Source organism: Microbispora sp. CSR-4 (assembly GCF_008033685.1).
Taxonomy (GTDB): domain Bacteria; phylum Actinomycetota; class Actinomycetes; order Streptosporangiales; family Streptosporangiaceae; genus Microbispora.
This window is the reverse complement of sequence record NZ_VJVX01000002.1, coordinates 77,264-89,924: the sequence shown is the minus strand read 5'-3', so window position 1 is coordinate 89,924 and position 12,661 is coordinate 77,264. Positions and strand designations below refer to the sequence as shown.

The window sequence follows — 12,661 nt, the reverse complement described above, 5'->3', positions numbered from 1 at the left end:
ATAACCCGCCAAAAGGGAGCGCTCCAGGGGCCGTCCGGGAAAGGTGTTGCCGTTCCGAGGCCGCCGGGCCCTTTCGCGTCACACCGGTTCGGAGGATCCTGGGCCTGAGATCCTTCGACGATCGACACGGAGGGCCCGGCGTTGACGGACGGGGTGTGGTCGGCGGATCGCGAGCGGCGCCTCGCGGTCGCGCAACGGGGAAAGATCCACGGAGGAAGACCGGTGTTCCTGCTCCACGGGACGCCCGGCAGCAGGATCGGCCCCCTTCCACGTGAAGGACTGCTCTATCGGCTCGGCGTGCGGCTCATCACCTACGACCGCCCGGGGTACGGCGACTCCGACCGGCACGAGGGCCGCAGTGTGGGGGACGTGGCCGCGGACGTGGCCGCCATCGCGGACCACTTCGGGCTGGACCGCTTCGCGGTGGTGGGCCGTTCCGGCGGCGGGCCGCACGCGCTGGCCTGCGCCGCCCTGATCCCTCACCGGGTGACCCGGGCCGCCGTGCTCGTCGGGCTCGCGCCGCGGGAGGCGGAGGGCCTCGACTGGTTCGACGGCATGTCCGAGGGCAACATCGCGGAGTACATGACCGCGATGCAGGGACGGGCGCGGCTCGCGGCGCGGCTCGGCCCGACCGCCGCCGAGATCCGCGAGGACCCCGTACGGCTCGTCAACGCCCTCTACGACGAGCTGCCCGAGCCGGACAGGAGCGTGATCGCGGACGCCGGTATCCGGACGATGCTGGTCCAGAACTACGCGGAGGCCGTGCGCAACTCCGCGTACGGCTGGATCGACGACGCCATGGCCTTCTGCTCGCCATGGGGGTTCGACCCCGCCGACATCAGGGTCCCCACGCTGCTGTGGCACGGCGAGGACGACGTGTTCTCACCGGTCAGCCACTCCCGCTGGCTGGCCGGGCGGATACCTACCGCCACGGTGCGGATCCAGCGGGGCGCGGCGCACTTCCACGCCCTGCACGTGCTGCCCGACCTGCTCGGCTGGCTCGCCAGGGACGAACGGGCGGCCTGATCGGCCTGGCCGCCCGGGTCACCAGGGGAGCGGCTCCAGCTCGCGGTCGACGCGGCGCCAGTCCAGCACCGCCGCGATGACCGGGTGCGCCTCCCCGAGGATCCGGCGGAGCTGGACGAGCAGCGGCTCGCGCAGCACCCGCGCCTCGTCGGTCCGCCTGACGTCGCGGAGGGTGACGGCCAGGTCGGCCTCGCAGATCAGCGTGGTGGGGTGATGGGGGCCGAGCACCGCGCGCAGCCGGTCGAGCGTGTCCCGCTGCAGCTTCTCGGCCTCGGGGTAGTCCTGCAGGTCTCCGAGGGTGTTGGCCACGTTGACACCGCAGGCGAGCGAGAAGGGGTGGTCGGGCCCGACCTTGCGCCGCAACGTCGCGAGGGTCCGGGTGCCCAGCGCCCGGCTCTCGGCGAGCTCCCCCAGGTGCCGCAGGTAGATCGTGATGTTGTTGGCCGCGATCAGGGTGTAGGGGTTGTCCGCGCCCAGCTTGCTTTCGTAGCTGGCCCTGACCTCGGAGGCGAGTTCGTACGCCCGTCGCCTGTCGCCCGACGCGGCGAGGTCGCAGGCGAGGCTCAGCTTGCAGGCGACGGTGTCGGGCGACTCGGGACCGAAGCGCTGGAGACACCGCTCGTAGGTCGTCTCGGTGAGCCGCCGCGCCTCGGCGAGCGCGCCGGTCTCGCGCAGCGACACGGCGAGGCTGCGCGCGGTGTTCAGCGTGTCGGGGAGCTCGGGGCCGGACACCTCGCCGTAGCTGTTCAGCGTCTCGCGCAGCAGGTCGGCCGACTTCGCGTACTCTCCGGCCTCCCGGATGTCCAGAGCGAGGTTCGTCTCGGACAGGAGCGTGAAGGGGTGGGCGGGACCGAGCACCTCGCGGCGCTTGTCCGCGGTCTCCTGGTCGAGCCGGCGCGCGGCGCCGATGTCACCGACGTGCCGCAGGGCGACGGCCAGATTGTTGGCCGCCGCGAGGACGCGCGGGTGGTCGTCGAAGAACAGCTCCTTGGTCCGCGCGTAGGTCTCCTGCTCCATACGCAGCGACTCGCTCAGCTCGCCCAGCGCGCGCAGGTCGGCCGCGAGGCTCCCCGCGGTCTGCAGGGTGTGGGGATGCGGGTCGGGCAGGACCCTGCGCTGGTCTTCGAGGATCGCCCGGTTGAGATCGCACGCCTCGAGGTACCTGCCCTGGGAGCGCAGCACGTTGCCCATGTGGAACCGCAGGTAGAGCGTCTGCCGGTCGTAGTCGCCGAGCTTCCTGATCCACAGCTCCTCCAGGCGGCGGCCGAGGCTCAGCGCCCGGTCGAACTCGCCGCGCCGATACAGGTAGCGCACGCGGTCGATCAGCAGCTGCCGGGTCTCCTCCTCGTCGCACTCCTCGGCGTTGGACGGGGCGAGGTGCGGCCAGATCTCGTCGTAGCGCGGCCAGTTGCCGGGGTCGTCCGTGTCGCCCTCGCGCGGGCGGGCACCCAGGAGGATGCGGTGCACCTCGTGGACGGTGCGCTCGCGCTCGTCGTCGTCCATCTGGTCGCGCAGCACGGCCTGCACCAGCCGGTGCACCTGCACCGAGTTGTTGCGCTGGTCGACCTTGGCGAGGGCGAACCTGTTCAGCTCGCGCACCAGCCGCCCGATCATGATTTTCTCACGCAGCGAGTCGTCGTACCGGACCAGGCAGCGCACCGTCTCGTCGCCGTACAGCATGGACAGCGACACCGGTTCCGCGGCGAAGAACGCGAGCAACTGGAGCAGCCGGACCGCCGCGGGCGACTTTTCCCGCAGTCGCTGGAACGACACGTTCCAGGTGGCGGCGACGGGCGTCGGATAGGTCGTCGGGGAGTCTCCGAGCGCGAGCGTGCGTACGGGCTGCTTCGCGAGCTTGTCGACGTACTCGTCCACGCTCATGCCGGTCTCCTGCAGCCACGCCCCGGCCTGTTCGATGGCGAGCGGCAGGTCGCCGAGCGCGGCCGCCACCCGGTCGGCCTCCTCGTCGCTGAGATCGGCGACCCGGCGCCGCAGGTGCTCCAGGCTCTCCTCCCGGGTGAAGACGTCGATCTCCAGCGGCTTGGCGATCTGCGACCAGGTCTGGCTGCGCGAGGTGATCAGCACGTGGCCGGAGCCGCCGGGCAGGTAGGTCTGCACGTCGTCCGCGCTGTTGGCGTTGTCGAAGATGAGCAGCCAGCGGGCGTACGGCTCGCCCCGCCGTAAGGCGTCCTTGGCCGCGAGCGCCGCCTCCGCCAGGTTGTCGCCGATCCTGATGCCCAGCCGCTCGGCCAGATCGGCCATCGCTCCGTTCAGCAGCTCCGGCTGCTCGGCCGACACCCACCACACGACGTCGTAGTCGCTCATGAAGCGGTGGGCGTACTCGATGGCCAGATGTGTCTTGCCCACGCCGCCGAGGCCGAACAGGGCCTGGGTGCGGCCCTCCTGCACCTGGGTCACCACGGCCTGGCTGCCGCCGACCAACTGGTCCCGCAGCCGCTCCAGCACCTCGCCCCGGCCGGTGAAGGCGGCGTTCCTGGTCGGCAGGTTCAGGATGGCGGGCTGGATGCCGGGATACCGCGGCGTCCCTCCCTGCCCCACGGCCTCGGTGCCCGCCGGGCGGTCGAGGGCGCGCAGCAGCGCGGCGGCCGCGTGCTGCTCGTCCAGCCGGAACAGGTCCAGCGCGGGCGGGTCGGCGTACGTCTGCGGGACCCGGACGTCCGACACGCGGACGGGAAGGAGGTGAGCGGACAGGGTGGCGGGCCCCTCGGCGGCGTGCCAGGTCTCCCGGGCCTGCCGTGAGCGCAGGTAGGCGGGGGACAGCAGCGCGACCGTGCGGCCCGCGGCCTCCGGCGTCCGCGCCTGCCCGCTCTCGTCCTCCTCGCGTTCGCCCCCCTGCGTACGGACCCGCATGCCGGCCTGGGTGAGCACGGCGGCGATCCACTCCGCCCACAACCGGTCCTCGGGGACGTAGCTCAGGCTGACGTCGTTCGACAGCGACGGGCGGCGCCGGACGAACAGCTCCCGGTGACTCAGCCGCAGTTCCTCGTCCAGCGGGGGAAGGGACGAGACCCGGCCTCCGGTGATGACGCCCGTGAGCCGCTCGTAGGCGGCCAGCAGCGAGCCGGGCGAGCCGGGCGCGTCACCGAAGGTCGCCAGGGTCTCCTCGTACGCGTAGAACGGCTTGTAGGGGATCTCGACGGCCCCCCAGTAGCTGCCGGCCTGGTCCTGGCCGAGGTCGCTGGGGAACCCCTCGAACTGGCTGCGGGCGAAGGCCCGGCCCGCGTCGAGCTTCTCCTTCTCCGCGTCGTCCACGCGCATGGGGACCGGCAGGATCCTGATGCGGCGGTCGGGGAACCGTTCGGCGATCTCCGACGCGACCCGCGCGGCCCCCTCGATGCTCTGGGCGCTGAGCGTGAAGCAGGTCACCACGGTGTCGGGGAAGTGGACCGTGCAGATGTCGGCGATGTCGCTCAGGCCGGTGCGGCTGTCGATGAGCACGTAGTCGTAGCCGCGACGCATGTCCACCCGCAGGGCATCGAGGAACTGCCCTCCGCCCAGCCGCTCGTAGAAGTTGTCCCAGTCGAACGTGGACACCAGCGACGAGTAGTCGCGGTTCTGCCGTCCGGCGGGCAGGAAGTCGAGGGAGCCGCCGTCGGGGAAGTGGGGCCACTCGACCGACAGGACGTGCCGCCCCACGTCGGCGTACCGGGTGTGCCAGTCGGCGGGACGCGGCTCGGGGCGGGTCGCCGCCCAGGCGAACTCCTTGATCAGGTCGATCACGCCGGTCGTGCCGCTGATCATGTCTCCGTCGAGGAAGGGCCGGAAGAACTTGTGCAGGCCGGGAGACTCCAGGTCCCAGTCCACGACCAGCACGCGGTGGCCGTTGGAGGCGAGGATCCAGGCCGTGTTGGCCAGCGCCATCGTCCTTCCCGTCCCTCCCTTGTAGGAGTAGAACGTGACGATGTGGCCGTTTCTGAACTGGCTCACTGTCTCCCCTGCTTCACTCCCGCCGCGTCGTGGTGAGTCGGCTGCCGCGAGCGGCGGCTGCGTCGGCCAGTTGCCTGGCGAACCGACGCCCCACAGCGGGGAGCGCCCAGTCGGTGATCTGGCCGATCGTCTCCATCAGCCGCTCGAGTTCCTTCTCACCGAGGAGATCGGCGACAGAAAGGAGCCCGTAGGCATCGCACAGCAGGCGCTCGTGGTTCGCGTCGCCGCCGGCGAGGTCGAGCAGGTCGAGCAGCGCCCCGAGCTGGGCCCGGTGGAAATGCTCGGCGAGCAGCCGGGCCGTCGTCTCGGGGCCGGCGCTCAGCGGCAGGGCGATCGCGCCGTACGCCGCGCGGCTCGTCGCGCCCGTCGCGGACGGAGAGAGGGGCGTCACGACGCGCAGGCCGTCGCGCATGGCGGCCCGCTGATCATCGGTCAGGAGGTCGAGCGCGGCACGGACGACCTCGTCCCATCCGGCGGCGGTCTCGGCGCTGAGCCGGTCCTCGACGGGCAGGCCGTAGCAGTCGCGATAAGGATCGACGTCGTCGAGCAGCAGACGGATCCCGGCGCCGCCGACCAGGCGGACGGGCTCCCAGAGCCCGCTGTCCTCGGAATGCCATCGGCCGCCGACCCTCACGGCGAACGACCCGTCGTGCGCTTCGACATCGGCGCGGTCTTCTCCGGCCGCGCGCATGCGGCCGAGGGCGGGCAGATGAATGAAGTCCTGGACGACCGGCACCGTCACCTTCACGGCCAGACCGGTCCGTACGGCGGCGACCGCGGCGACGGCGGCGAGATGACCCGTGTCGGCGGTGGTGAGCGAGGCGGGATCGACGGCCGCGCAGCGCGCCGCCCAGGCACGGACGTAGGGGTGGCTCAGCAGGTCGTCGACCGCGGCGCGGTCCGCCCGCTCCGCGTCCACGAGGACGGACCAGGACTCCTCGTCGGCGACGACCGTCGCCGTGCGGCGCGCCGCCAGCCGTGCTCTGCTGAGCTGCGGGGCGCGCAGGAGGGCGACGTCGTCAGACGTGACGCTTCCCGACGCCATGGCGTCCACGGTGGCGACCGGCAGCCGGTGGACGGGGGTCGCCGGGCGCCGGCGCTCGTAGGCGACCAGGTGGGAGATCAGCCGGAAGAGGTCGGCGCAGTAAACCGAGGGGTTCGCGAAGCCCGAGCCCGTCCGGTAGCGGTGCGCGTAGAGGCCGCCGCCGCAGCTGGCGACGAGCGGGCAGCGGCGGCACTCCTCGGACAGGGAGTCCAGGCCGCCCTGACGCGCCGCGAAGCCGGGATGCCCCGCGGCCTCGTTCAGCGAGTGACGGAAGACGTCATATCCGGTCGCGGGCGCGCCGTCGAAGGAGGTCTTGAGCGAATCGGCCTGCTCGTAGGAACCGTCGGTCTCGATGACGACGAGGTCGGAGGGCCGCAGGCCGAGCGACTCGGTCTGGCTGTCCCCGCCCGAGGCGGTCAGGATGATCGACTCGAATATCCTGACCGGGACCGGCCTGCCGTCCGCGCGCCACCGGTCGTGCACGGTGATCAGCCAGTCGGCGTAGGCGGTGTCCCGGCCGGCGGGCCGCAGTGGGGGGTTGTCCCACGTTGCGTGCGGCAGCAGGAAGTCGACGCGCGGAGGGCGCAGCGCGACGAGCGCCTCGTATACCGCGATGGGATCGTTGCGGACGTCGATGGTGCACAACAGCCCGGCATAGAGATGCGGGTAATGGTCCCGCAGCAGGGTGATCGCCCGGATGACCTGGTCGTAGCTGCTGCGGCCGTTGGCGTAGAGCCGATGGCGGTCGTTCGCCACGCGGTCGCCGTCGATCGACACGCCGACCTTGACGCCCTCGTCCGTGAACATGTCGCAGAACGCTCGTGACAGGAGCACGCCGTTGGTGTGGATGCGCAGGTCGAGGTTGCAGACACCCTCGACCGCCCGGCGGAGCGTCCGTGCGAAACGCCGGAGCCGCTCGATCCCGGCGAGGAGGGGCTCGCCTCCGTGGAAGACGACGTGCGTCGTCTGGATTCGATGCTCGGCGGCATGCTCTGCGATCCGGTCCGCCGCCCGGACGGCGGTCTCGTCGGACATCACCACCGGCCGTCCCCGCCAGCTGGTGTCGGCGTGTTCGTACACATAGCAGTGGTCGCAGGCCAGATCACACCTGCTCGCCACCTTGAGCACGAACTGGCGGAAGGGCAGGGTGGCTAGAGGCGGCCGCTTGAGTGCCATTGAGTTCATAGCCTCGGTTCTGTGGGCCCGACAGGTTTGGTAATTATTTAACTCGCCCTTGCGACGCCCTCCAGGTTGCGCAGGTATCCAGGACCCTGGTGGAGCGGACCTACTTCGCGGCCGACCCTATGAGGAGTCATTCCCGTCGTCCAGCAGGTGACGGTCCGCCAGGCACTCCTGCACCCCTTTTTCTGCTGCGGTAAAGGACGGGTGATCTTCCCCCAAGACCTGGCGGGCCAGTGCCAGGGACTCTTCGTACAGTTGGAGGGCGGAAGGCACGTCCCCGAGCAGGCGGATGACCCGGGCGAGGTTGTTCATGGAGACGATGCTCGCAGGATGTGTCTCGCCGAGTACCTTGCGTCGCAGTGTGAGGACCTTTTCATGGAGCGCGCGAGCCTTTTCTAAGTCTCCCTGAGCGCGCGAGACCTCCGCCAAATTGTTTATCCAGACAAGATTGTCGGGATGTTCCTCTCCCAGCAACTCGCTCCCGATTCTCACTACTTCCGTGGCAAGAGCATGTGCAGTGGGGAGATCGTGAAGATAGCGGCACACCTTGCCGAGGTTGTTCATTGACATGAGAGTGTGAACGTTACGCTGGCCGAGTGTGCGAAGCCGCGTAGTAACGACTTGCTCGTAGATGCGTCTCGCCTGGAGTAGGTGCTCATCCTGTTCCAGGAGGACACCGCCCAGATCATTCATCGTCTGGATCGTGTCTGGATGATCTTCCCCATAGTCGCGGCGATAAACAGAGAGTGCCTGTTCATAAAGGTCTTTTGCCTCGCTCAACTTTCCAAGGCCGTGGGTCACCTGGGCAAGGCAGTTCGCCAGGCGCAGCAGGCGTGGATCCGTTTCTGAAAGCACCTCTTGGCCGATCCGCCAGGCTCGGCGGCACAACTCTTCGGCCACCGCGTAGTCGCCTTTTCGGAACAGCCGAATGCCAAGCTCGCCGAACAGCTGGGCGGCAAGAACCATTTCTTTTTGACGGAATGTCACCTCTCCGTTCACCAGGTAGGTCCAGACCCGGTCAGCATGGGGAAGCAGTGTGGCGGCGCGGCTCCAACCGTCCGGGTCCCGCTCGTTCACCTGCACGCCCGCCCACAGGAGAGTCAGGGCCGCCTTCAGCCAGCGTGAGACGCTCCAGGACGAGGACGGGTCTCTCCTCGGGGTGAACACCGCTCGCAAGCCGCGCAACCATCGCAGTCCGCGATTTCCGTCGGCCGTGATCCGGTCGCGAAGCACGTCTGAGATCAACTGGTGCACGCGGATATGCTCGGCGGTGGCCGAGGTGAGAAGGGAGGCCTGCAGGAGCGTCGCGATGGCCTCATCGAGGGCCACGACATCGGCGCAGGCGCGCGCGAGCGCACGAGGGAGCACGGACGGACTCATCATGGGCAGGTTTCGAGGAATGTCAGCGGGCGCCATAAACGCGAGAACGCGAAGGAGCTGCATGGCTGCAGGGTTGCGCCGCATCACCCAGTCGAAGGAAAGATCGAGAGTCGCCTCCACGCTGACACGACTGTGGCCCGAGCCCTGTCTAAGCAGACGCGCGCGACTGGAGTCGTACCGCTGCAGGTAGTCGCGGAGCCCGATGCCGGAGTCACGGCAGTAGGCGCCCGCTTGCTCCAGTGCGAGAGGCAGACCCCCGAGCCTCGTCGCCAGTTCCGCGGAGGAGTCCTGGTCGGCGTCTCCGGCACGGTTGCGTAAGAACCGGGCGGCCTCCTCCTGGGGGAACACCTCGAGGAGCAGCGTTTCCGCGAGACGATCGAATTGTGGGTTTCTGGAAGTTATGAGGACCTGCCCGCCTGATGTGACGGGTATCAGATCCAGGAGATCTTCGCAGCTCTTTGCATCGTCGAATATGAGGAGCCATCCCTCTCGCTCGCTCAGCAGGTCGACGACTTTCCTGGCTGTGGACTCGGCAGTGGTGGAAGCCAGGTTCATTTGGCGGCCCAACTCGGCCAGGGAGGAGACCACCGACGTTCGGCTGCCCGCGGACACCCGCCACCCCAGAGTGAGGGACGAGCGCCGGCGGTGTGCGTAAGCGAGAGCGAGTTGCGTTTTCCCGATACCTCCCATGCCGCACAGCAGAAGCGCCCGACCGCTTCCTCGCATCAGTATGGTGCCGATCCTGCGGAACTCCGCTCTGCGATTGCTGAATTCCTTGACGGGTGCTGGAATATTCCATATTTGAGTGTCGGTCTTCGGAGCGACCGTCACCGGGGGAGGTGCATGCTCGGCAGGGGCGCCATGACGTGTGCGCAGCTCCATGACCAGTACGGGAATCGCGAGCAGTATGCAGATGGGCCATGCCAGCCAAAGGTTCGATCGCCAGGAATCGGGAAGGGCGTTCGAGGCGACATTGGTCGCGGTCGGCAGCAGGACGACCGCGATGATTGATGTAGTCAGAACCCAGGAGGTCCGACGACGTGGCAAGACCGGCTCCTTCGAACGTTCTTCCCGGAAGGCGGTCCCACCGCCTTCTTGGCAGGTTACTCGTAGGATGCGTCCATGACGAGGCTTTCAGGCAACTGCGGAGCTACGGTAGCCAGGTCGCAGCCGGCCACTGCAACCTTCGTCGTCAAAGGTGTTTTGATGCACACCAATCAACTGGTTGAATTGAACGTAACAGTAGACGCTTCAATTGCCTGCCTGTCGGGTAGCTCCTCCAGTGTTATATCGGCGTAGTCGGCGATCGAAGTATGTAGCGTGGGAGTGTCGTTCATGCAACCAGTGCCAATCGTGAGCTGAGGACTTCGGGCACTCGCAATGGACGAGGATGGTAGCAGGATCGCCATGTTCCGAGAAGCTAATTCACCTACGACTATGGGAAGAACGGCAGGCGGTTCCCCGTGTCGGAGGTATTGGCTGTTGAGGCTCGGTGGCATCATTTGTTCGCTTATTGGCTTCCGGATAGAGTAACGGAGTGAGAGAGCCGCTGGTGCGGCGGATGCGGGAGTTCGGGACGACCGTGTTCGCCACGATGACGAAGCTGGCCGTGGAGACGGGATCGATCAACCTGGGTCAGGGTTCCCCCGACACCGACGGGCCGGAGCGCATGCTGCAGCATGCGATCGAGGCCGTGCGGGGCGGTCTCAACCAGTCCCCGCCAGGACCGGGCCTCCCAGAGCTGAGGCAGGCGGTCGCCGAGCACCGCAAGCAGTGGTACGGCCTCGCCTACGACCCCGACGGGGAGGTCCTCGTCACCGTCGGCGCCACCGAGGCCATCTCCGCGGCGATCCTCGCGCTCTGCGAGCCGGGCGACGAGGTGGTTCTCTTCGAGCCCTACTACGACTCGTACGCCGCGGCCGTCGCGCTCGCGGGAGCCGTACGCAGGTCGGTCACGCTGCGTGTCGACGCGGGGAGGTTCACCTTCGACCCGGCCGAGCTGGAGGCCGCGATCACGCCCCGCACCCGGGTCATCCTGGTCAACTCGCCGCACAATCCGACCGGCACCGTGTTCACCCGCGAGGAGCTGGAGTGCGTCGCGCGGGTCTGCCAGGAGCACGACCTGATCGCGGTGACCGACGAGGTCTACGAGCATCTCGCCTTCGACGGCGTCGAGCACATTCCGCTCGCCACGCTGCCCGGCATGCGCGAGCGCACGGTCATGATCTCCTCCGCGGGCAAGACCTTCAGCGTCACCGGCTGGAAGACCGGCTGGGTGTGCGCTCCGGCGCCGCTCACCGCCGCCGTGCAGACCGTCAAGCAGTTCCTCACCTTCACCGCGAACGCCCCCTGGCAGGTCGCGGTCGCGTACGCCCTCCGCGAGGAGATGGAGTGGGTCGCGGCCCAGCGGGCGGCCCTGCAGGCCAAGCGGGACCGCCTCATGACGGGCCTGACGGAGGCCGGGTTCGACGTGCTGCGGCCGGCCGGCACCTACTTCGTGCAGACCGACATCCGGCCGCTCGGCTTCGAGGACGGCCTGGAACTGGCCCGCCGGCTGCCCGAGCTGGCGGGAGTGGTGGCCATTCCGACCCAGGTCTTCTACGACCATCCCGAACGGGGGCGCCACTACCTGCGGTTCGCCTTCTGCAAGCGGGACGAGGTCATCGACGAGGCGGTGACCCGCCTGCGCCGCCTCGGCGCGGACGTGGCGTGATGGCGGAGCGCCGGCTCTCAATTCCGGTGCCGGCGCGACACGGCATCCCTAGGATGCGGGCATGGCCATGACGCTTCGCCTGACCGACGAGCAGACCGAGGCCCTCCGGCGGCTCGCCGAGAAGGAGGGCCGGAGCATGCAGCAGATCGTCGTCGCCGCGGTGGAGGAGTACCTCTCCCGGCATGCCGCCGACGAGGAGGTACATCGCCTCGGTGTCGAGGCGGTGCGCCGCTGGAAGCCGGTGCTCGACCGCCTCGCCCAGTGACCCGCTACCTCTCGGTCGAGCAGGTTCTGGATCTGGCCGAACTGGCCGTTGAGGGCACACCCCAGCTCCGGGATTTCGGCCTGCTCGACTCGGCCGTCCACCGGCCGCGGGCGAGGATGTTCGACCAGGAGGCATACCCCGATCTCCTGGCAAAGGCGGCCGCGCTGCTGCACTCACTGGCGATCAACCGCCCCTTCGTCGACGGGAACAAGCGGGTGGCCTGGGTCTCCACTGTGGTCTTCCTCGCCTACAACGGCGTGGAGGTGGACATGGATGACGACTCGGCCTACGACCTGGTGAGCGCGGTGGCGTCGGGGAAGCTGACCGAGGTCGACGAGATCGCCGACGTGTTGCGCGGCTTCATCGTCTCATCCTGAGCACCCGGACCGTGCCGGCGGCGACGAGCGGGGTAGCCAGCCACAGGAAGGGCACCGCGTCGACCGTCCACGCGCTCGCCGCGGCGGTCAGCAGCCAGTAGATCCCGATGGCCCAGTAGATGAAGGCGTTGGCGCGCAGGCGTTGCACGTCCGCGTCCGGCCGGTGCAGGCGTTGCGCCAGCACCAGGGTGAACAGCGCGCCCTGGGCGAGCAGCAGGATGGCCTCGTTGCCGGCGAACAGGCCCGTCGCCAGGGCCCTGCCGTCGGCCTCGGCCGGCAGCCGGCTGGCGTTGGTCTCGCCGAAGAGCGACGTCGTGTACGGCAGGAAGACCACGAAGAACAGCAGCGGGATGTGCAGCAGGAGAGTCAGCTGGGACACCCGCTCAATCTGGTCGAACAGCGTGTGATGGGCCCGCCACGTGAACCAGAGCATGAGAAAGGCGATGGCGAAGGCCATGAAGGAGCCGACGTGGTCGCCGAAGAACGATCCCAGCCGCCGGAAGTCCTCGCCCTCCGGGCGCGGTAGTTCCAGGGCGAGCAGCGTGATCGCGATCGCGAATATCGCGTCGGCGAAGATGCTGACACGTTCATGTGTGAGCCCGGGACGCGCCTGTGCCATCGCCATGCGGATCTCCAACATAAGGGGGGCAGAGGCGAGCATTCTGGCAGAAGCCGCCTGGGACGGGAGCCGGCAAGCGGCGGGGCGGCCATTCACCCGGGAGGCC

Annotated in this window: 8 protein-coding genes; 4 read left to right on the top strand and 4 right to left on the bottom strand. The window is 68.7% G+C overall.

Going from position 1 to position 12,661, the window contains the following annotated elements; genetic code table 11:
* Nucleotides 1-222 precede the first annotated feature (222 nt).
* Nucleotides 223-1,026, top strand: coding sequence for an alpha/beta fold hydrolase (locus FLV34_RS03820; protein ID WP_205829782.1), 804 nt, complete (start codon nucleotides 223-225; stop codon nucleotides 1,024-1,026).
* An 18-nt stretch (nucleotides 1,027-1,044) separates the two neighbouring features.
* Here the strand turns inward: FLV34_RS03820 and fxsT are convergent, their stop codons facing one another.
* The 3 genes from fxsT to FLV34_RS03805 form a co-directional block, all read right to left on the bottom strand.
* A complete protein-coding gene (gene fxsT, locus FLV34_RS03815) occupies nucleotides 1,045-4,974 on the bottom strand; it encodes an FxSxx-COOH system tetratricopeptide repeat protein (protein ID WP_147942377.1) in 3,930 nt (1,309 codons plus the stop codon).
* Between the two features lie 13 nt (nucleotides 4,975-4,987).
* Nucleotides 4,988-7,204, bottom strand: coding sequence for an FxsB family cyclophane-forming radical SAM/SPASM peptide maturase (locus FLV34_RS03810; RefSeq protein ID WP_147942376.1), 2,217 nt, complete (start codon nucleotides 7,202-7,204; stop codon nucleotides 4,988-4,990).
* A 117-nt stretch (nucleotides 7,205-7,321) separates the two neighbouring features.
* Nucleotides 7,322-9,628 (bottom strand): tetratricopeptide repeat protein, encoded by a 2,307-nt coding sequence (locus FLV34_RS03805; RefSeq protein WP_147942375.1) that lies wholly within the window; start codon nucleotides 9,626-9,628, stop codon nucleotides 7,322-7,324.
* 490 nt (nucleotides 9,629-10,118) lie between these two features.
* On the opposite strand from FLV34_RS03805, the gene FLV34_RS03800 reads away from it, so the two are divergent.
* The 3 genes from FLV34_RS03800 (at nucleotide 10,119) to FLV34_RS03790 (ending at nucleotide 11,936) form a co-directional block, all read left to right on the top strand.
* Nucleotides 10,119-11,294, top strand: coding sequence for a pyridoxal phosphate-dependent aminotransferase (locus FLV34_RS03800; protein WP_147942374.1), 1,176 nt, complete (start codon nucleotides 10,119-10,121; stop codon nucleotides 11,292-11,294).
* Between the two features lie 61 nt (nucleotides 11,295-11,355).
* Nucleotides 11,356-11,559, top strand: a complete 204-nt coding sequence (locus FLV34_RS03795; protein ID WP_142645405.1) for a ribbon-helix-helix protein, CopG family — start codon at nucleotides 11,356-11,358, stop codon at nucleotides 11,557-11,559.
* Nucleotides 11,556-11,936, top strand: coding sequence for a type II toxin-antitoxin system death-on-curing family toxin (locus FLV34_RS03790; protein WP_147942373.1), 381 nt, complete (start codon nucleotides 11,556-11,558; stop codon nucleotides 11,934-11,936). The genes FLV34_RS03795 and FLV34_RS03790 overlap by 4 nt, the downstream gene beginning before the upstream one ends.
* Here the strand turns inward: FLV34_RS03790 and FLV34_RS03785 are convergent.
* Nucleotides 11,920-12,561, bottom strand: a complete 642-nt coding sequence (locus tag FLV34_RS03785; RefSeq protein ID WP_168065610.1) for a TMEM175 family protein — start codon at nucleotides 12,559-12,561, stop codon at nucleotides 11,920-11,922. The two genes, FLV34_RS03790 and FLV34_RS03785, sit on opposite strands and share 17 nt — an antisense overlap.
* Nucleotides 12,562-12,661 lie beyond the last annotated feature (100 nt).